Origin of the sequence: Ralstonia chuxiongensis (assembly GCF_024158925.1) — a bacterium.
In the GTDB taxonomy this organism is placed as follows: Bacteria; Pseudomonadota; Gammaproteobacteria; order Burkholderiales; family Burkholderiaceae; genus Ralstonia; species Ralstonia chuxiongensis.
This window is the reverse complement of sequence record NZ_JAMYWC010000002.1, coordinates 373,668-393,131: the sequence shown is the minus strand read 5'-3', so window position 1 is coordinate 393,131 and position 19,464 is coordinate 373,668. Positions and strand designations below refer to the sequence as shown.

Sequence of the window (19,464 nt, the reverse complement as noted above, 5' to 3'; positions counted from 1 at the left end):
CACTACTTCCAGGAACACGGCGACACAGCACCATGGATGCGCTTTCCAACCCACCCTCCCGCCAACCCCCGCGCCGGTACAGCGCCGTTGTCGCCCTGCTGCTCATCACCGGTGGTCTGTGCCTCGCACTGGGCCAGTCCAAAAACATCGGCTGGCTGGCGGCGCTGAACTGGCATCTCGGTTATGACGCTGCGGGCACTGCGTTGCTGTGGCTGGGCGGGTTGTTGATGCTGCCGCAACTCGCTTACTCGCTATGGTTGACGCGCGGGCCGGGAGTGCGCGGCGGGATGTATCGGCAGGTTGGTGTTGCGCTTGCTGCCGCAGTGGCGCTGCTGGTGCTGGCCATCGCGCCGGACAACGTGAGCATTGAGCACGTTCACCCGAGAGGCGCCGCAACCAACACGAGCGGCGAGCCGGAGCCGGTTGGCACCACGCAAGAGACTACGTACGCGTTCCACGGATTCCGGGCCCTGCCCGGCCCCCGCATCGAGCGGAATGCGGCTTCCGCACCGGTTGAGTCCGTTGAGGGCAGGCCGAGCCGCGTTGTCTGGCGCGGCGATCACACCGCCCTGCTGGGCACGTTGGACACGTTTGAAGCCTACGCCCCGGACGATGCCCAAGCGCAGGGCTATGAATGCCTGGTACGGACGCAGCGCTACTTCGGCCCGTTTTCGGTACTGCGTCTGTCCAACGTGCGGGACACGGCAGAGGCGGCCGCCCGGCCGGAATGCAACCCGCTCGGGCACGCCCAGTAGCGCCATCCCAGCCGCGGTGGGTGCAGCCACTGGCCGTGGCCTTCTTGTTGCGGGCGCACGCGGCCGCCCGCAACAAGCTCACACGTCGATCGCCGAGGTGGAGTTCACCTTGCGGCGCAGCTCGTACTTCTGGATCTTGCCCGTCGACGTCTTTGGCAGTGGCCCGAAGAACACCGCCTTGGGCACCTTGAAGCCGGCCAGCAACGTCTTGCAATGCGCGATCAGGTCTTCTGCGGTGGCGGTGGCGCCGTCCTTGAGTTCAACGAAGGCACACGGTGTTTCGCCCCACTTGGCATCGGGCTGGGCGACCACGGCTGCGGCCAGCACGGCGGGGTGGCGGTACAGCGCGTCTTCCACCTCGACGCTTGAGATGTTCTCGCCGCCGGAGATGATGATGTCCTTGCTGCGGTCCTTGATCTTGATGTAGCCGTCGGGCATGCAGACGCCCAGGTCGCCGGTGTGGAACCAGCCGCCGGCAAAGGCCTCGCGCGTGGCCTTCTCGTTCTTGAGGTAGCCCTTCATGCAGATGTTGCCGCGGAACATGATCTCGCCAATGGTTTCGCCATCGGCCGGCACGGGTTGCATGGTTTCGGGGTTGAGGACCGCCACCTGCGATTGCAGGTGGTAACGCACGCCCTGGCGCGCCTTCATCGTGGCGCGGTCATGCTCGGGCAGCGTGCGCCATTCGTCCTGCTCGGCACAGACGGCTGCGGGGCCGTACACCTCGGTCAGGCCGTAGACGTGCGTCAGCTCGAAGCCCATGGCTTCCATCTGCGCCAGCACGGCGGCCGGCGGCGGTGCGCCCGCCACCATGCCGCGCACCGGCCCGCGCAGGCCCTCGCGCCAAGACGGCGGCGCGTTCACCAGCGCGGTGTGCACGATGGGCGCTGCGCAGTAATGCGTCACGCCCTCGTCGCGCATGAGGTCGAACACCAGCTTCGGCTCGAACTTGCGCAGGCAGACGTTCACGCCCGCGCGCGCCGCGATCGTCCAGGGGAAGCACCAGCCGTTGCAGTGGAACATCGGCAGCGTCCAGAGGTAGACCGGGTGCTTGGGCAGATCCCACTCCAGGATGTTCGATACCGCGTTGATGGTGGCGCCACGATGGTGATAGACCACGCCCTTCGGGTCGCCCGTGGTGCCCGAGGTGTAGTTGAGCGCAATCGCATCCCACTCATCTGCCGGCATCTGCCAGTCGTAGTGCGGATCGCCCGAGGCCAGGAAGGATTCGTAGTCGGTCTCGCCAAACGGCTCGGCCTGCGGGCCCAGGGCGTCGTTCACGGCAATCACTTTCAGGCCGGGAATCTCCAGCGCCATCTGGCGGGCCACGTCGGCGAACTCGGTGTCGGCCAGCAGCACGCGGGCCTCGCCATGGCGCAGCATGAAGACGAGGTTGGCCGCGTCCAGGCGAATGTTCAGCGCATTGAGCACGCCGCCCGCCATCGGCACCCCGAAATGTGCCTCCACCATGGCAGGCGTGTTCGGCAAGAGCGCCGCCACCGTGTCGCCACGGCCCACACCGGCCAGCGACAGCGCACTGGCCAGGCGCCGCGCGCGCACATAGGTGTCGCGCCAGTTCTGGCGCACGGGGCCGTGCACGATCGCCAGGCGGTCACCATAGACGTCTGCCGCGCGGGCAAGAAACTCGATCGGGGTGAGCGGGACGAAGTTGGCCGCGTTGCGGGCCAGACCGCTATCAAAATCCGTGGGCATTGCTGTGTCTCCGTGCGCCGGGCGCTGTTGCTTTTTGTTGGGCAACGCTATCATCTGCCGGCTCCCGCACTCTGTCACCTGAATGACAAACCGCCCGGAAACCCGCGCCACACCAAGGCTGACGGGTTTCTTACAAAGCGACGGCTGAGCCCCACGCGCCCCCGCCACCCTTTGACCGAGTGCCCACGCCTGCCATGAACGCCACCCGCGCCCCCACGCCTGCCACGCCCGCCACGCAACTGGAAGGCCACGCGTGGTTCACCGCGCTGGCACCCGAACACCAGGCCCTGGCCGCGAGAGAAACCCTGCTGCAGGCATTCGAGCCCGGCGCCTTCATTGCCCGGCGCGGCGAGCCGTCGCGCTACTGGATCGGCGTCGACACCGGCCTCATCAAGCTGGCGGTGTACACCTCCGACGGGCGCGGCTGCACGTTCTCGGGCGTGCCCGCGGGCGGCTGGTGCGGCGAGGGCAGCGTCATCAAGCGCGAAGACCGCCGCTATGACGTGATCGCCATCCGCACCTCGCAAGTGCTGCTGGTGCCCGAACCCGTGTTCAACACGCTGCTTGCGCAGAGCCTGCCGTTTGCCAGCTTTGTGGTGCGGCAGCTCAACGAGCGTATGGGCCAGTTCATTGCCACCGTGCAGAACGACCGCCTGCTGAGCGCCGATGCGCGCGTGGCGCAAGCGATTGCGCAGTTGTTCCACCCGGCGCTGTACCCGCGCACGAGCAGCGTGCTGGAACTGTCGCAGGAAGAGATCGGGCTGCTGACGGGGCTGTCGCGCCAGCGCGTCAACCGCGCGCTGCAACGCCTGGCCGAAGGCGGAATGATCGCGCTGTCATATCAGACCATCCGCGTGACCGACCTTGAGCGGCTGCGGCTCTTCGGCCTGTCGGAGCTGTAAGCGCCACCCGACTCTGTCACCCGAGCGACATTGCCCCTGTTGCACGCAGTCTTAGAATCCTGCGACAGTCGCGCTTCACCCGCCGCCTTATCGGTCAGCCATGCCACTCATCAGCCGTGCCCATGTCCGTCTCTCGCGCCTGCGCTTTCCGTTTGCGGTGCGCGTGCAGGCCGAGCGGGGCAGCGCGTGCCTGCGCGATGCCAACGGGCGGCGTGAAGTGCGCCCGGGTGACCCGTTTGTCGTGCCCGCCTTCGCGCATTTCGGCTGCGAGATACCGGGCACCGTATGGCAGCCATGCGCCATCAGCTTCAAGGCCGTGCCCGACGCGGGCTGCCCGCGCGTGGCCGCCATCCAGCATGACAAGCCCTGGGCGCGCGCACTGGCCACGCTGGTGTTCGAACACCCCGCGCAGGCGTGGAAAGCGGCCTTGCTCAGCGAGTGCTGGCAGGCCTGCCCGCGCCAGGTGCGTGCACGTCTGTTTGCAGAAGGCGAAGCGCTGCATGCCCTGGTGCGCGAGCAACGCGCCGCGTGGGCGCTGTACCAACTGGCGCAGATGCGCTGCAGTGCCGATGCCGAAGCGGAAGCCGAAGTGGACGCCGAAGCGCTGCACGCGGTGGCCCGGCGGGCTGGCCTGCGCAACGTACGCACGCTGAACGACACATGCGCGAGCCTGTTCGGGGTGGAACTGAGCGCCCTGCTGGCGGGCAACGCGGATTCATCTGGCTGTGCGGTGCACGGCAGCGCCACCACGTTGGAGCGGTGGGCGCAGCCGCTGGCGATGGCCCTTTAAACGCTGCGCAGCAACCGCGGCATCAATCGAAGATCACCCCGCGTCGCACACCCGCACGCGGCGGCAGCAGGCTGGGCTCGCCCATGATGTCGCGCACGGCATCTTCAATCGTGTTGGACAGCGCATTGAGCGCGAGGTCGTTGTCTTCCGTGCCGAACGGGTCTTCGAGCTGCGAGGCGATGGCCTCGTGCGCCATGAAGGTGTAGGCCACGAACACCGCAAACACGGGCGTGAAGCTGCCGATGCTTTCCACCAGCCCGAACGGCAGTGCCGCACAGAAGAAGTACACCGTGCGGTGGATCATGACGGAGTACGCAAACGGCAGCGGCGTGCCGGCAATGCGCTCGCACCCGCCAATGCTGTTGGACAGTTCGTTCAGGTTGCGATCGAACGCCAGGGCGGCATACGCATCCAGGGCACCGGCTTGCGCGCGACGCTGCACCCATTCACTCAACCACTGCACGATGGCGATGGGCTGGTAGCGCGAGGCCATCACGCGTTCGAGCAACGGTGCGGGCAGGCGCGCGGCGAGGTCTTCGCGGGCATCGGTATGGCGCAACTGATGGCGCAGCGCGTGCGGCAGCGCACCCAGCACCTGTGCGAACTCGCGCACGTCGGCATCGGCCACGGCACCGTTCGGACCATCACCACGCGGCAACGTCAGTGCCTGGCGCGTGAGTGAGCGCGCCGTGTTGAGCAACTGGCCCCAGAGCTTGCGCGCCTCCCAATAGCGGTCATAGCTGGCGTTGTTTCGAAAACCCAGGAACACCGCCAGCGCGATGCCGATGAGCGAGAACGGCGTGGTGCTCAGGTTGACCGAGATGGGCAGCAGGTGCGCATGCACCGCAATGGCCACCAACGACACACAGAAGATCAGGAACAGGCGCGGCAGAAGCTGCGGCAGCACCGAACCGCGCCATGCCAGAAGCATGCGGAACCAGTGCAGATGGGGGCGGACAACCATGGGACGACGCGAACGCGCGGGGAGATGGGGGTGCGGAATTATCGCAGACACCCCGAGGCGCTTGCCGTATTGCCGCCCTGTTATCGCGCTGTTGCCGCCCTGTTGCTGCCGTATTGCCGCCTGGCTATTGCGTCTGCGCTTGCCGACGCGCAGGCAGGATGGACGGGTCCTGCCGCATCATCGCCACCAGGTTGCGCACCAACTGCTGAGCATCGTCGCCGGCCGCCTGGGCTGCCCGGCGCACGGTCGGGTGCAGCGATGCCGGGCGGGCAGCAATGTCTTGCAGGTGGTCGATGACGTCTTGGGTGTGGATCCCAGTTTCAGCGGTCATGTCTTCTTCTGCTCCCGCAAAGCCGATGAGCATGTCGACCGCGCGGTGCAGCGTCTCACGGCTCACGCCCCGTGGTGCCAGCGCCGGCGGCGGCACCAACGGCGCTGGCGCCTGGGGCGCACCCGGCGGTGGCCGACGCGACGAATACACCGGCGGATTGGCTGTCAGCACCCCCATCAGATTGCGAATCAGTTGCTGCGGGTTGTCACCCGCCTGCCGCACTGCCGCGCGCACCGCAGGGTGCAAGTCATAGCGGGGCAGCAACGCAATGTCTTGCAGATGGTCGATAACGTACAGCGTGTGGCGGCCGGTTTCTGCGGTCATGTCTACGCCGTCCAGACCGTTGAGCATGTCGACAGCATCGGACATCGTCTGCGCGTTGGCGTGGCTGGGGGCCGACGTTCGGAACAGCCGGTTGACTGTGACATAAGCCAGCCGCACGCCCAGCATCAACGCGGCCAGCCGCGCCATGGCCTGCGAATCCGCAAAGGCCAGCATGTCATTGCGTTGCTCCGCGCGATGCATGTTGTAGGTGCTGACGGCAATGACACCAACACCGCCCGCCACCAACGGACTGTGGAGCGCGTATTGCCCCACGGCAGCGCCCGCACGCGCGGCCTGCGCACCCACATTGGCCAACGCCTGACCAGCACCACGCACACGATCAAGCGTGGCAGCAACGCGGCCGCGCGCTGGCACCGCCACGGCAATGCCACCTGCCTGCACGCGAGGTGCATTTGCACGTGGTACCGGCAGATCGGCCAACGCGCCCGTACGCGCTCGCATTGGGCGCGGGTGCAAGTTGACGTCAGGCTGCCGGGTGGCGTGGCTGGCCGATGGCTGGCTTGTGGATGGCGGCACCGCCGAAGAACTGGAACCGTCTACACGCGGCACGGCAACTCCTGAACAGCTGAAAAAAAGGGGGAGCGTGCATTATTGCGATGGCGCGCAGCGCGCAGGGCTGCCCCGCGCGAAAGCATGACCGGACAAACGAACCCACGCCCGGCACGCATACCGTCAATAAGTGCGTTATTTTTATAAACCGATCGATCCAGATTTTAAAAATCTGGCACATTAAAAAAACGCAAATCGGCGCAAAACGAACGCCCTCGCTTTACGCCAACCTGTGCGGAACCCCATTTCAGATTCCGCACGATCAAGCCTGCGGTAAATCAGTTGGTGGCGGTATAGCCGCCCTTGGTCCAGCTGTTGCCGTCCCAGCACCACTCCGTGGTATTGCTGCCGCTGGTTGCATACACGCGGATATGGATAGCGCTGCCGACCAGCCAGCTCGTGACGGAGACGTTATCGCCGGGCTCGTTGAAAGCGCCCGTGTACCACCCCTTCCCGTCATAGCAACGCTCGGTGATCTTGCCACCATTGGCCGTGTACACACGGATCGACGGCACTGTCCCCCACGACGTGGCAGCGGTCTGAACGTTCGACATGTTTTATCTCCAGAATGTGATTTCAATATCAACGCAGCAAATGCGGTGCGATTTTCACGGCATTTACTTCGGCCCAAATTCAGGGCTTCGGTAGCATAAGCAAATAAAATTCCGGCCGCTGCTGAGAGATAAGAAGCACAGATGGAGAGAAAACTTACTGAACAGATTACCGATTTGGCGCCCCTAACCATTATGTTGAGCGCACCAACAAAATAGTCAGAAAGCACCAGGTGGGGTGATGAGAAACTGCCTAATCCTAAATAGCTGCAAGAGGTGGCATAGGCCCCGCTTACTGCACCGCGCCAATGAACGCCGCCAGCTCCGCCGTCTTGGGACTGGCAAACACTTCCTTGGCCGGGCCGCTTTCATGGATCAGCCCTTGGTGCATGAAGACGAGCTGATCACCAACGTCACGCGCAAAGCGCATCTCGTGCGTGACCATGATGAGCGTCATGCCTTCGGCGGCGAGCTGCTTCACCACGGCCAGCACTTCGTTCACCAGTTCAGGGTCCAGCGCGGAGGTGATCTCGTCGCACAGCAGCACCTTCGGCTGCATGGCGAGCGCCCGCGCAATGGCCACGCGCTGCTGCTGGCCGCCACTGAGCTGATCGGGGTACGCATCGAACTTATCGGCCAAGCCCACCTTGATCAGCATCTGCCGGGCGAGGTCTTGGGCGTCTGACTTTTTCATGCCCTTGACCACCACGGGCGACAGCGCCACGTTTTCGCCCGCCGTGAGGTGCGGAAACAGGTTGAACTGCTGAAACACCATGCCCACATTCAGGCGCAGCGCGCGCAGTTGCGCGGGCGTGGCCTGTGAGCCCTTGAGCACCGCGTTGTCGACAACGATCTGGCCGTCGTCGATGGCTTCCAGCCCATTGATGGACCGCAGCAGCGTGCTCTTGCCCGAGCCGCTGCGCCCGATGATGGCGACCACCTGGCCGCTTTCAACGCGCAGGTCCACGCCCTTGAGCACGTGGTTGTTGCCGTAATGCTTGTGTACGGCGCAGAGATCAACGAGCGGCATAGAGCTTCTTTTCCAGATGAGAGGCGTAAAGAGACAGCGGCCAGCACAGCGCGAAGTACGCAACGGCCACCAGCCCGTAGATGAGGAACGGCTGGAAGGTGGCATTGGCCAGCACCGAACCCAGCTTGGACAGGTCTTCAAACCCGATGATGGAGGCCACCGCCGTGCCCTTGACGATCTGCACGGAGAACCCCACGGTGGGCGCAATCGACAGGCGCACCGCCTGCGGCAGCACCACGTGCCGCATCTGCTGGAAGTAGCCCATCGCCAGGCTGGAAGACGCCTCCCACTGCCCGCGCGGAATAGCCTCCACACAGCCGCGCCAGACCTCGGCCAGATAGGCGCTGGTGTACAGCGTCAGGCCGATGGCAGCGGCCGTCCACGGCGACATATCGAACCCCGCCATGGACGCACCAAAGAACACGATGAACATCTGCATGAGCAGCGGCGTGTTCTGGAAGAGTTGGATATATGCCTTGCTCACGCGCCGCAGCGTGGCGTTGCGCCCCACGCGGGCAAACAGCACCACGAGGCCAGCCGTGCCGCCCAGCGCAAAGGCCATGAGCGACAGCATGAGCGTAGCGAGCAGCCCTTCCCCCAGCTTGAGGAGAATGGGCAACAGAGGGATGTCGGAGATCATGCTGCACCTCCGGTGGTGGCTGCGTTGGCGGTGGCAAGCGGAGCGGCCGATGCTGCAGGCGCGCGGCGCCCCACGATAAAGCGCTGCCCGATCCAGGCCAGCAACTGACGCAGCAATAGCGCCAGCGCAAAGTACAGCGCCGTCACCACCAGGTAGGTTTCAAATGCGCGGAAGTTGCGCGACTGGATGAAGTTGGCGGCGAAAGTCAGATCCTGCGCGGCAATCTGGGAGACAACCGACGTGCCCAGCATCACGATCACGATCTGGCTGCTCAGCGCCGGCCACACCTTCTGCAGCGCGGGCCGCAGCACCACATGCCGGAAGATGGCCCAGCGGCTCATCGCCAAGGCATTGGCCGCTTCCAACTGGCCGCGCGGCGTTTCTTGAATGCCTGCACGCACGATCTCGGTGATGTACGCGCCCAGGTTGACCACCGCCGTGAGCAATGCCGCCTGCCATTCGTTGATCTGCAAACCCAGCGAGGGCAAACCGAAGAACACGAACATCAACTGCACCAGGAACGGCGTGTTGCGAATGCCCTCCACATACACCTTGAACAGCGCATTGAACGGGGCGATGCGCCAGGCGCGGCACACACCGCCGGCAATGCCGATAGCGCCACCGAGCACCGCGCCCGCCGCCGTGAGCGCGAGCGTAAAGGCCGCGCCCTGCGCGAGCTGGCCGCTGTAATTGAAGACAGCGCCAAAGTCGAATTGATAAGCCATGGAGGTCATCCGTGGCCCGGCACACCTAAGCGCGCGCCGGGCCTGTGTTGCGAAGGCGTGCGCGGTTCTTACATCTTTGCCGGCAGCGGCATCTTGATCCAGCGCTGCGACAGATCGTTCAGGCGGCCATCCGTCTTCAGCTTGGTGATGATGGCGTTGACCTTGTCCAGCAGCGCGGGCTCGCCCTTGGCAACACCCACGTAGCAAGGCGTGTCTTCCACGGGGAACTTCACATCGAGCTGACGCAGCTTCGTGCGCTCGTTCACCGCGTTGGCAACGATGTTGCCCAGCGTGACCAACTGCACCTGACCGATCAGGTAGCTCTGCGCGGTGGCGTTGTTGTCTTCATAGCGCTTGATGGTGGCCGAGGCCGGGGCCAGCGCCGAGAGCGCCAGATCTTCCGTTGAGCCGCGCGTGACGCCAATCGTCTTGCCGGCCAAGTCAGCCGGCGCCTTGATCGACACATCCTTCGGGCCGTACACGCTCTTGGGGAACGGCGCATACGCCTGCGAGAAGTCGATCACCTTGGCGCGCTCGGCGTTCTTACCCAGGCTGGAGATGACGACATCCACCTTGCCCGTGGTCAGGAACGGAATGCGGTTGGTGCTGGTGACGGGCACCAGTTCTGCCTTAACGCCGAGTTCCTTGGCGATAAGGCCGGCCATGTCGATGTCATAGCCCTGCAGCTTCAGGTCCGGACCGAGCGAGCCGAACGGCGGGAAGTCATTCGGGATTGCCACGCGGATCACGCCGGCTTTCTGGATGTTGGCCAGCGTATCGGCATGGGCCGGGCGGCCCGGCAACAACGCGACGAGCGCGCTGGCGGCCATGACGGCGTGGAAGAAGGTGCGGCGCGAGGTATGACGCGACAGGTGCAGAGCGAGGGTGCGGAACATTCAAAAACTCCTTCAGGAAATTCAGGAAATTCAGGAAATCGAGGCGAGGCGAAAGGAAACGGGTTCGTGCTGCATGGGTTCGGGCGTGGCGGGCGCGGCGCTCAAGTCGATGCCGCTGCGGCGCGCGGCCGACGACAGATGCGCGCGCATGGCCTCTGCGCTGGCGGCGGCATCACCTGCGGCAACGGCCTGCACGATGGCGTCGTGCTCGTGCGCGGGGTGGTCGTCTGCGCCGTTGCGGGCAAAGGGCAGCCGCAGGCTGTGACCAATGGCGTGCTCCAACTGCCCCGCCATCGCCATCAGGCCCGGGTTGCCGGACAACTGCGCGAGCAGCACGTGGAAGTGCAAGTCCGCCTCTGCCGCGCTCAGCAAATCATTGCGCTCCAGCGCGTGGGCCAACTGCTGCTGCAGCCATTGCAGGTGGCGCAGGCCGGCGGCATGCATGCGCGCGGCGGCCAGCGCCGTCCAGCCGGGCTCCAGCACCAGGCGCAGCTCAATCAACTGACGCGGCGACAAGGTGCCCAGCGCCGGCGTGGCAAACGGGCGATGCATGCGCTCGGCACTGGCCCGCTCTGCGCCAAACTTCTGGCCGCGCACCACCACGCCCCGGCTGGGGAGGATGTCGACCAGGCCCAGCGTCTCAAGCACCGTCAGCGCCTCGCGCAACGACGCGCGGCTCACGCCCAGCGTTTCCGCCAGCTCACGCTGCGGCGGCAGGCGGCTGCCACTGGGGTAATCGCCGCTCAGGATGCGTTGCTGCAGCGTTTGTGCGACGGAGGAAGGAATGCTGTGCATGGGCCAACGTTGGAGAAAGACACGGTCGTGGTCTGACCGGTCGCCCACGGCTTATGCGAGTTTTGTGCCATGCAGCACGAAGCGGCGTGTTGAGCCGCGCTGCGGGTGGTTGACTGCCTGGGCGCTGCCCTTGTGCGGGGCGTGCGCTGCCGGATGAGCGCATCACCGCTTGGAGTTGGTGCGGGGCGCACCGATTTGGGATGCCCTGCCCGCGCACCAGTGCCAAGCGCAACAGCACGGGCCGCAAGTCAGATGAATGCGCAGGCCGGGTTGCAGACCGCCAAGGCCGTCTTGCGGGCAGCGCAGGTTTGGTGCGCGTGGCCGGCTTGATCACAACGAGAGGCCATGGAGATGTTCAAGAACTCTCACCAACCCCGCCGTTGCCTTGACGCGCGCCGAGGCGACATGGGATACCGCGTGTGCCCAACGGAGCACCCCACTTTAGTAGGGGGTGACTGCTGCGCGTAACCCATCTAAAAAAAGAGCCAAGACATGTTGTTGACGTTGAGAAGAACGAGCGCGCCGCAAGAGCGGCATCACCCATTCGCGCGGAGCATGGTGATTGGTTTGCTGAGCCTGTGGCTGGCGGCTTGCGGCGGCGGCTCGGCCGATACGCCCGCCGACTCGTCCACTGCCGGGACGACTGCGCCCGTGTCTGCGTCAAGCCCTGGCGCCAGCCCGGCGCCGACACCCGCGCCAACCACGACACCGACACCAACGCCTGCGCCAACACCCACTCCTGCGCCCGGCCCTACGCCTACACCCGCACCAACGCCCACCCCAACGCCAACGATCACCTGGCTCAACCCCGCATCGATTGCATGGGGAACGGCGCTCAGCACCGCGCAGTTGAACGCGACTGCCAACGTGCCCGGCACCTTCGTCTATTCACCCGCGGTTGGCACCAAGCCGGAGGTCGGCACGCAGACGCTGTCGGTGACGTTCACGCCGCAGGACACGACCAGGTACGCCACCACCACCGCCGTGCGAACGCTGACCGTCAACAAGGCCGAGCCGCCGGTGCGGTGGGATCTGCCCGCTGCCGTGCTGCAGGGTTCTGCGCTGACGCCTGCGCAGGTTTCCACCGCGCCCTATGCGCTGTACGGCATTGGGGGCACGGTGGACCCGGCTTCGTACACCACAGCGGATGGCGCACCGCTGAGTGCCGCCACCACCAGCACCGCCGGCAGCGTGACCTTGCAGGCCACGTTCGTGCCGAGGGACAGCGCGCACTACCGGACGGCGATGGTCAGCACGACGCTGAGCATCAAACCCGCCGCCACGGCCGCGGCCATCAACTTTGGCAGTGCGCAACAAACCATCCAGGGGTTCGGAGGCTCGGCGGCCTGGTACTACACCAAGATGGCGGACGACCGCGTGAACGCGCTGTTCGGCACCAGCCTGACCGACAGCCTGGGGCTTTCCATCCTGCGGCTGCGCATTGCGCCCGCCGAGTGGAACACCACGACCCAGACGGCCGACACCACCCAATGGACAGCGGAGCTTGCGAACGGCGCCGCCGCCCAGGCACGCGGCGCCCTCGTCTTTGCATCGCCCTGGACGCCGCCGGCCAGCATGAAGATCGTCAACACAGACCGCACGAACCCGCTCTACAGCGGGCGCCTTGACCCGGCGCGGTACGCCGACTACGCCAAGTACCTGAACAGCTACATCCGGTATGCCGCCACGCGCAACGTGAACCTCTACGCCGTGTCACTGCAGAACGAGCCGGACTGGGACCCGGCGACCTACGAATCCTGCCTGTGGAGCCCCGACGAAATGCGGGCGTGGGCCGCCGGCCATGGCGCCGAGGCCGTTGCCGGCACCACGGCCAAGCTAATGGCACCGGAATCGTTCTACTTTTCTCAGGCGACGGTGGACACACTGCTGGGCGATGCCAATGCGGCCAGCAACATCTCCATCATTGGCGGGCATCTGTACGGCGGCGTGCCCGCCTACCCGGCCTCTGCCCGCAAGCTGGGCAAAGACGTATGGATGACCGAACACTTCCTGGACTCCGTCAACAAGGCCGACAACAAGACGGCCTGGCAGACCAGCATTGACGATGCCATTGCCATTGCGAAGGAGATCCACGACGGCTTTACGCTGGGGCAGTACAACGCGTACGTCTACTGGTGGCTGGTCAACTCCAACGATGCCCAGCCCACCGGCCTGATCGGCTCGGACAACAAGCCCACCTACTTCGGCATTGGCCTGAAGCACTTTGCGTACTTCATCCGCCCCGGCTACGTGCGCTACGACACCACCGCGCTGCCGCAGAAGGGCGTGCGTGTTTCTGCGTTCGGCACGCCCGCAGGTGCGAGCGTCAACAAGGCTGTGGTGGTGCTGGTGAACGAGAACGCCACGGACGTCACCCTGACGACGTCGATCAACTCTGCGGGGCGCACGGTGACCAGCCTGACTCCGTACCGGACGACTGCGACTGCCACGTTTGAGCAGCAGCAGCCGCTAAGCGTGAGCGGGAATGTGTTCACCGTTACGCTGCCGGCTAAAAGCATTACTACGTTGGTGAACTAGGGGGATGAGGGGCGCGGGTTGGGTTGGCGCCCGCTGCCGTTGCCTCACCGTTGGCATGGTTGGCCCCGGCAGTGCCATCACTGGCGCCGGCTTGTTGGCCATCTTCCTCGGTAATAAAAAGGGGCGCCAATGCGCCCCTCCAACCCACAGTTACATCGCTGCAACGCCACCCGATGTCAGATACTGACCGAAGAGGCGCGCGAACTGGCCGCCGTCGGTGTTGATGTTCGTCGAATACGTGCCGCCGCCGCCGAACACAATGGCGAAGGTGTGCATGCCGCCGTACTCCCACGTGTTGCGCAGCATGTAGTCAACGTGGTTGTCTCGGTAGTGCCCGGGCGTGCCGCCAGGGGTGTCGGAAGGCACACCCAACGGCGTTTGCCACCAAAGGATTGGCAGCCCGTTGCCCAGCGCGTCACGATAGGCCGAGTACGAGTTCTGCTGTTGGTGGAAATTGGGCGTGTTGACGTTGTTTTCGTCCAGGTAGAACGGACCACTGCGGCCCATGCATTCCCCAACGGCTGCGGCTTCGAGGCAGCCGGCGTCGCGGTCGCTTGTCTGCGCCACGATGAAATCGGCACGATCCGCGCCAACGAGCTGCATCTGCTTTGCGAAGACGTCTGGCGTGGCATTCCAGAATGCCGGGGGAAAGCCAATCAGCGCTTTGGGCGCATGCCAACGCGCCATCGACACCAGACAGCTGCCGATGTTGGCGGCGGTGTTCGCCATCCAACTGCATTCCGGCTGGTTATTGAGCACGGCAGGCATTTGCGTCATGTCGTGGTTGGGCGCCTGCGCATAGACGTACGGCCAAAAGTCCGGCTCGAGGTTGACCAGCACCGCGGTGTCGAGCTCGTTGATGCGGTCATACATCGTCCGCACTTGCGACCAGTAGTCATTCATGAAGCTCGCATCGCTGATGCCGCTCAGATTACTGTCGCCCCGCTGGGCCATCTGGTAGAGCGTGAACATCGGGGTCGCGCCATAGCTGATGGCGTTTTTGGCCTGATAGGTCACGTATGCGCCGGTGGGGCTGTTCCACGAAGTCCAGGCGCCTGACCCAACACCTACGAGGTAGACGTCGACAATGTCAGGACGAATGCCCTGGGCCTGCATATCGGCGATCGACTGGCCCGAACCCAATCCGATCTGCACACGCCCCGTTCTGCCCATCTTGCTGAGAATCGCGGCGGAAGCGTTGGTGTCCGTACCCATGACCCGCTTAACGTCGCCAGCGCCAGCGCCGGTGCCCGTTTGTGCCGAGCCTGGTGCGCTGCCACTGCTGCTTTGCGTTGTCGTGCCGCTGGTGGATGCATCATCGCTTCCGCCGCCGCAGCCGAATAGGGCAAGTGCCATCAAAGCTGCCGCCACATGCCGATGAGAGAACAGACTGCGATTTACGCGCGCGTGCATTTCTTGCCGACGCGTGTCCGCTGCCACACTACCGTTTGTCATTTCCCGACCTCGTCAATTTTCATGCTTATTTGAGAAAGCACCCGACTCAGCGGCACCTTCGCGCTGAGGGGCATCGCGGCCCGGCAAAGCAATCTGCTTGGGCCGGCGCCTTTTGCCTACATGCGTGCTATCACGCTGAATCAAATTAGCATCCGTGCGCGCGCTTAAAGATGACCATGAGGAAAGTTGAAGGTCGGAATCGCGCCTCTTACGGGCCGTTCGAATGGGCCAGCGTGAAGTGAATCGACCCGCCATTTGATGAGGCCTGTTGGGGCCAGTCGCTCTGCGTTGCGACTGGGCAGGTATGGAGAACCTCTTGCTTCGCACACGACTACGTTGCTTCGCCAGCGGGCGGGGCGAGCGTCTTGCCTGCGTGGCAGCATCGGCTGCCAATCATGCTTTGCGAACCCCGTATGGACACCAAGTTCAACCATGTGCCGCATGATCCAGCTGCATACGCAGAGCTGCATAAGAGAGTCAGCGGCCTTCAGCTGGGACAGGACGCGACTGCCGCAAGGCAGCCTGCCTCAACGGATTCACCGCAGCGCTCTACGCGCGTGCTGCAGCGCCCCGACGGCATGCCGGCTGCGCGGCGCGCGGGAACCAGTTCACACGCCGATGGGCCCATGCGCCGCCGGGCACCCTTGCCGAGACGCCCGATCAGCGCCACGGCGCCGAGCAGCAGCCGTGCGACCGTTGGCGAAGCATCGTCGTCACGGCAGAGCCCGCCCGACTCTCCGGCGGTGCCAGAAGGGCCACATCGGTCGGTGTATCCGGCTGCTGAGTTCTCGCACTTCAGGGGTATCTCGACGGTGGTCGGGGCCATGTATGAGCGCCCGCCCGCTGCCTATGGCATTCCGCCCGATATCAAATACGCGCCGATGGCGGAGCCCATGGTCCGTTGCAGCGATGGTGGCGTCCGGCGGTTCCCGCGCGCGGAGGGTGACAACGACCGCTACTTCTCGCAGTTGGGGAATGGGCAGATCTACGACATTCCGGCCAAATACGTCACCAATCGCATTGGGGGCATCAACCTGGCCGCCGATGCCAAGCACGCAGCGTTTGAGGTGAACGGCAATACAGTCAGCCCCATTCAAGTCGGCTGGCAATTCAAGGCCTATCCGCTTGGGAACGGCAAGGTGATGGTGCCGCAGCCGGGTTTTCGGGATTGCACGGGCGCCTGCGAACTGATGATGATGTTTGACCACGGGCACATCAACCGCGATACCGCCCACGGTTACGAAGCAGCCCTTGGCAAAACCCGTGAAACCGCCAACCTGATGGCTTCGCTACACCACCAGACTGGATGGACCCCGATCTTGGTGGAGCACGACCTCAACTACAAGACGGGCCTGTTTGGCGCCGCGCACCCGAGCCGCAAACAGGCGTGGCGGGATCTTGCGAGCAAGATCAATGACATGGGGCCATGCATCCTCCGAAAGAACGGGCACATGGTGATGCTGGACGGCATTCGGGAAGCGAACGGACAGTTTCATCTATCGATTCGCGACCCGTTTCACGGCACGGCCGTTGAGTTTCGCGACACGGCCAAGTTCTTTACCGATCAGTTCGGTACGCCGGACCGCGCGCATATTGAAGCCGTATTTTTGAAGCGGCCGACGTGAACGCACGGGCCGCAGAAGCGGTCAGGAAAACCAACCCGCAAGTCGGGTGCGTTGAACTGTTGAAGAGGCGGAGGCTGGCTTGGCGCGAGCGCGCCTGAAGCGCTGCTTCTGTTGGCATTCCCGCCCGTCTCGGGAATGCGTCAATCTGTTGTTATTGGCTGTAGCCCCGCCGCTCTATGGCGGCTAAAACATCCCACGTTTGCGGATCGACATCGCGTCCCCCGAGCGACATCGATACGTAAGCATCAATCGCATCCACGAAGCCTTTGATGAAGGCCGGCGGGAAGGCGTGTGCCGAAAACTGCTGAAGCTGCTCCCGCAGCATGCCCGGCCGGCATTGGCCGTGCGTGCACATGGCGGTGCGTGTGCGCTTGAGATACGCCTGCGCTGCGATTGCGCCGTTCAGGTAGGTGCGGTTCTTGGTGAGCCTGCCTGTGTCGGAGGACGTGGGCGGTGGGGGGTGCGATGTTGGCGGAGATGGATACGACGCGGGGCGGTTCCCGCTTTGAGAACTTGGCATGAAGCCTCCACAGGGATTGAAGAGGCCTGCCGCTCATCGCCAGATGAGGGGTGGCGGGCCTGGCGGCGGGGCTGGCGAACCGGCTCCCTGTGGCGCCGGCAGACCCGAAGGTCTCCCCGCCCGGCCCGCCATGAACTGGCTTGCGCGAGCGAACGCAGCACGTCGCGCAAGGCGACATGCATTCACAGGAAGTACTTCAGACGGATCGCCAGACCCGGCTGCCGTTGGTGCGGCAGCGCTGGGGATTATACGAAAGCGAAGTCCAAAAGCAGCCCCTTATTTCCCGCACGAAATGTGACGGCGGCTTGAGGCCGCAGGGCTTGAGCAACTGAGAGCACCACTCTGTGCGGACTAGCGTGACATAAAATGGGCACAAAAATTTACAGCCAATCCGGGGGGATTGCATGCTGCCCAATGAGGATGAAGACACCGTTCAGCAGACGGCTGCAACGGCAATGGAGATTCCCGAGTTCGTCATCGGGAAGGCCTACAACCGCAGAAAAGAGATCACGGGAAAGTTCGGGGGCAGCGGCCAAAGCGGCATAGCACCCTCCCGACTGTCACCCGCCGTCTTTCTTTTTACGGGGACAGGCGAACAGCACGGCTACAAGGACGAGTTCGACGAGTTCGGTCACCTGCTTTACGTTGGCGAGGGACAGCTCGGCGATATGAAGATGACGAAGGGCAACCTTGCCATCGCCTCGCACGCAGAAGACGGGCGGGCGCTGCATGTCTTTCAGATGACGGGCAAGGGCAAGCCGTGCGTGTACGTTGGCGAGTTCGCGTGCGATTCGCACTTTTTCAAACGAGACGCGGACCGCAATGGAGACGAACGCGATGTGGTCGTGTTTCGACTGATGCCGGTATCGAACACGTTGCGCCGCGAACTGGACGATCTGTCCGATCAAGACAACGAAGGCGTGACAAAAGCCGATAACCAGCCGGCTGACTTGTCGACGCTGAGGCAAGCGGCGATTGCTGCATGTCAGCCCGGCGGCCCGATCGCAGACCCGAAAGAGACTGTCCGGATCGCATACCAGCGCAGTGCCCGCGTTAAGCGATATGTCTTGGCGCGGGCGCAGGGCCACTGCGAACTTTGCGAGGCGCCGGCACCGTTCAATCGTAAAAGCGACGGCACGCCGTATCTGGAACCGCACCACATCAACAGGCTTTCCGATGGCGGGCTAGACCACCCGAAGTACGTCGGTGCGATCTGCCCGACGTGCCACCGCCTCATTCACTTTGGCGAGAACGGCCAACACCGAAACGACGAGCTGCGCGCCCGCATCGCGGCAAAGGAAGCGCCGTTCGCGGGCGGAAACGGTCAATAGCTTTCCGTCAACGCCGCGTCATCGACTGTCTGACGCTAGCGCTCCGCCATCAGACGGTGGAGCGCCACACTCTAAGAGTCGCACTTGAGCCTAAAACGGTGAAGTCCGACCCTCTGACGGTCGAGCTTCACCCTCAAACACTGAAGTCTCACTGTCTGAGGGTGGCGGTTATCACCCTCGAACACTGAAACGCCAGTGTTTGAGCTTCGCGCTTCACCGTTAGACACTGAAACGTCACGCTTTGAGAGTCAGGCTCGACTCTTAAACACTCGAACTCGACCGTCCAAGGGTCGAGCGTCACTGTCCAACACTGAAACGAAACGGGCGGAATCCGTACGGTTTCCTTCGAGGCACGCCGGTCCAATTGTCAAATGTCGCTGCTTGCATTGCTACCGAGGCAGCGGCACGCCAATCTCGCGCGGTTGTGCCAACCGGCATAACGTTGCCAACCAATAAGGATTGCAATGTCACAAAACCTGATTTCGTTTCAGCCAAGTGCCGCTGACCTGACCGCCGTCGACGCCGCGCTGAAGACACTGGAAGAGAAGCTTGCTGGTCTGATCGATTTGTCGATCGAGCAACGCAGCACGCTCATGAAGATGGGCGACAAGTCGGAAGCGTTTTGCCGTAAGGCCGTGGAAGTGCTGGGTAATAACCCTGGCGTGTTGCCGGCCAACTTCAGCCTTGCGGAACTGCGGCGAGACCTCGCCGGATTTGACACGCTGCGGCCTCGCTTGGTCCGTTTTGAAAAACTCTACGAAAAGATGCGCGATTCGCAGCTGGCGCTGGGTAGCGATCTGATGACGGGTTCGCTGGAGGGGTATGCCTTCCTGAAGGTTGCCGGTAAGGGAGAAGGGCTGGATACGGCTCGGCAGGCGTTGTCGGCTCGGTTTAGCCGGGGGCGTAGGAAGAAGGTAGAGGAGGCTGCGGAGTGAGGTGATGGGTTGTTGATGGTTTGAAGGAAGCCGCCCGTTGGGGCGGCTTTGTTCATTCTGTGCTCCATGAGCCT

Annotated in this window: 18 protein-coding genes; 7 read left to right on the top strand and 11 right to left on the bottom strand. The window is 63.9% G+C overall.

Features of this window, described 5'->3' with window-relative positions:
* The first annotated feature begins 32 nt into the window (after positions 1-32).
* A complete protein-coding gene (locus NKG59_RS06445; RefSeq protein ID WP_253535946.1) occupies positions 33-755 on the top strand; it encodes a hypothetical protein in 723 nt (240 codons plus the stop codon).
* Positions 756-833: 78 nt separating this feature from the next.
* On the opposite strand, the gene NKG59_RS06440 is transcribed toward NKG59_RS06445, so the two are convergent.
* Positions 834-2,468, bottom strand: coding sequence for an acyl-CoA synthetase (locus NKG59_RS06440; RefSeq protein ID WP_253535945.1), 1,635 nt, complete (start codon positions 2,466-2,468; stop codon positions 834-836).
* Between the two features lie 194 nt (positions 2,469-2,662).
* On the opposite strand from NKG59_RS06440, the gene NKG59_RS06435 reads away from it, so the two are divergent.
* Positions 2,663-3,370, top strand: a complete 708-nt coding sequence (locus NKG59_RS06435) for a Crp/Fnr family transcriptional regulator (RefSeq protein ID WP_045205060.1) — start codon at positions 2,663-2,665, stop codon at positions 3,368-3,370.
* Between the two features lie 100 nt (positions 3,371-3,470).
* A complete protein-coding gene (locus tag NKG59_RS06430; protein ID WP_253535944.1) occupies positions 3,471-4,160 on the top strand; it encodes an AraC family transcriptional regulator in 690 nt (229 codons plus the stop codon).
* A gap of 22 nt (positions 4,161-4,182) precedes the next feature.
* Here the strand turns inward: NKG59_RS06430 and NKG59_RS06425 are convergent, their stop codons facing one another.
* The 8 genes from NKG59_RS06425 to NKG59_RS06390 all read right to left on the bottom strand — a co-directional run bounded on the left by NKG59_RS06425 (position 4,183) and on the right by NKG59_RS06390 (position 10,986).
* Positions 4,183-5,124, bottom strand: coding sequence for a bestrophin family protein (locus tag NKG59_RS06425; RefSeq protein ID WP_253535943.1), 942 nt, complete (start codon positions 5,122-5,124; stop codon positions 4,183-4,185).
* Between the two features lie 124 nt (positions 5,125-5,248).
* Positions 5,249-6,241, bottom strand: a complete 993-nt coding sequence (locus NKG59_RS06420; RefSeq protein WP_253535942.1) for a hypothetical protein — start codon at positions 6,239-6,241, stop codon at positions 5,249-5,251.
* Between the two features lie 386 nt (positions 6,242-6,627).
* A complete protein-coding gene (locus NKG59_RS06415) occupies positions 6,628-6,903 on the bottom strand; it encodes a fucose-binding lectin (RefSeq protein ID WP_024976975.1) in 276 nt (91 codons plus the stop codon).
* A gap of 289 nt (positions 6,904-7,192) precedes the next feature.
* Positions 7,193-7,930: an amino acid ABC transporter ATP-binding protein gene (locus NKG59_RS06410; protein ID WP_045205064.1), complete on the bottom strand. Its 738-nt coding sequence runs from the start codon at positions 7,928-7,930 to the stop codon at positions 7,193-7,195.
* Complete coding sequence (locus NKG59_RS06405) at positions 7,917-8,570, bottom strand: amino acid ABC transporter permease (protein WP_045205065.1); 654 nt, start codon at positions 8,568-8,570, stop codon at positions 7,917-7,919. Before NKG59_RS06405 ends, NKG59_RS06410 begins: the two co-directional genes overlap by 14 nt.
* On the bottom strand, positions 8,567-9,295 hold the full coding sequence (locus NKG59_RS06400) for an amino acid ABC transporter permease (protein WP_253535941.1): 729 nt from the start codon (positions 9,293-9,295) through the stop codon (positions 8,567-8,569). The genes NKG59_RS06405 and NKG59_RS06400 overlap by 4 nt, the downstream gene beginning before the upstream one ends.
* Positions 9,296-9,363: 68 nt before the next feature.
* The gene (locus NKG59_RS06395; RefSeq protein WP_420804022.1) at positions 9,364-10,191 is read right to left on the bottom strand and encodes a transporter substrate-binding domain-containing protein; all 828 of its coding nucleotides are present in this window, start codon (positions 10,189-10,191) and stop codon (positions 9,364-9,366) included.
* 30 nt (positions 10,192-10,221) lie between these two features.
* Positions 10,222-10,986 carry a FadR/GntR family transcriptional regulator gene (locus NKG59_RS06390; protein ID WP_253535940.1) on the bottom strand — a complete coding sequence of 255 codons (765 nt, stop codon included), beginning with the start codon at positions 10,984-10,986 and terminating at the stop codon, positions 10,222-10,224.
* A gap of 555 nt (positions 10,987-11,541) precedes the next feature.
* On the opposite strand from NKG59_RS06390, the gene NKG59_RS06385 reads away from it, so the two are divergent.
* Positions 11,542-13,524: a glycoside hydrolase gene (locus tag NKG59_RS06385; protein WP_253535939.1), complete on the top strand. Its 1,983-nt coding sequence runs from the start codon at positions 11,542-11,544 to the stop codon at positions 13,522-13,524.
* 150 nt (positions 13,525-13,674) lie between these two features.
* On the opposite strand, the gene NKG59_RS06380 is transcribed toward NKG59_RS06385, so the two are convergent.
* Complete coding sequence (locus NKG59_RS06380) at positions 13,675-14,880, bottom strand: hypothetical protein (protein ID WP_253535938.1); 1,206 nt, start codon at positions 14,878-14,880, stop codon at positions 13,675-13,677.
* A gap of 743 nt (positions 14,881-15,623) precedes the next feature.
* On the opposite strand from NKG59_RS06380, the gene NKG59_RS06375 reads away from it, so the two are divergent.
* Positions 15,624-16,604: a hypothetical protein gene (locus NKG59_RS06375; RefSeq protein WP_253535937.1), complete on the top strand. Its 981-nt coding sequence runs from the start codon at positions 15,624-15,626 to the stop codon at positions 16,602-16,604.
* Between the two features lie 151 nt (positions 16,605-16,755).
* On the opposite strand, the gene NKG59_RS06370 is transcribed toward NKG59_RS06375, so the two are convergent.
* Complete coding sequence (locus NKG59_RS06370; RefSeq protein WP_253535936.1) at positions 16,756-17,124, bottom strand: hypothetical protein; 369 nt, start codon at positions 17,122-17,124, stop codon at positions 16,756-16,758.
* 455 nt (positions 17,125-17,579) lie between these two features.
* Here NKG59_RS06370 and NKG59_RS06365 point away from each other — a divergent pair, with 455 nt between their 5' ends.
* Entirely contained in the window at positions 17,580-18,455 is an 876-nt protein-coding gene (locus NKG59_RS06365) for an HNH endonuclease (protein WP_253535935.1), read from the top strand.
* A gap of 464 nt (positions 18,456-18,919) precedes the next feature.
* Entirely contained in the window at positions 18,920-19,390 is a 471-nt protein-coding gene (locus tag NKG59_RS06360; protein ID WP_253535934.1) for a hypothetical protein, read from the top strand.
* Positions 19,391-19,464: the final 74 nt, after the last annotated feature.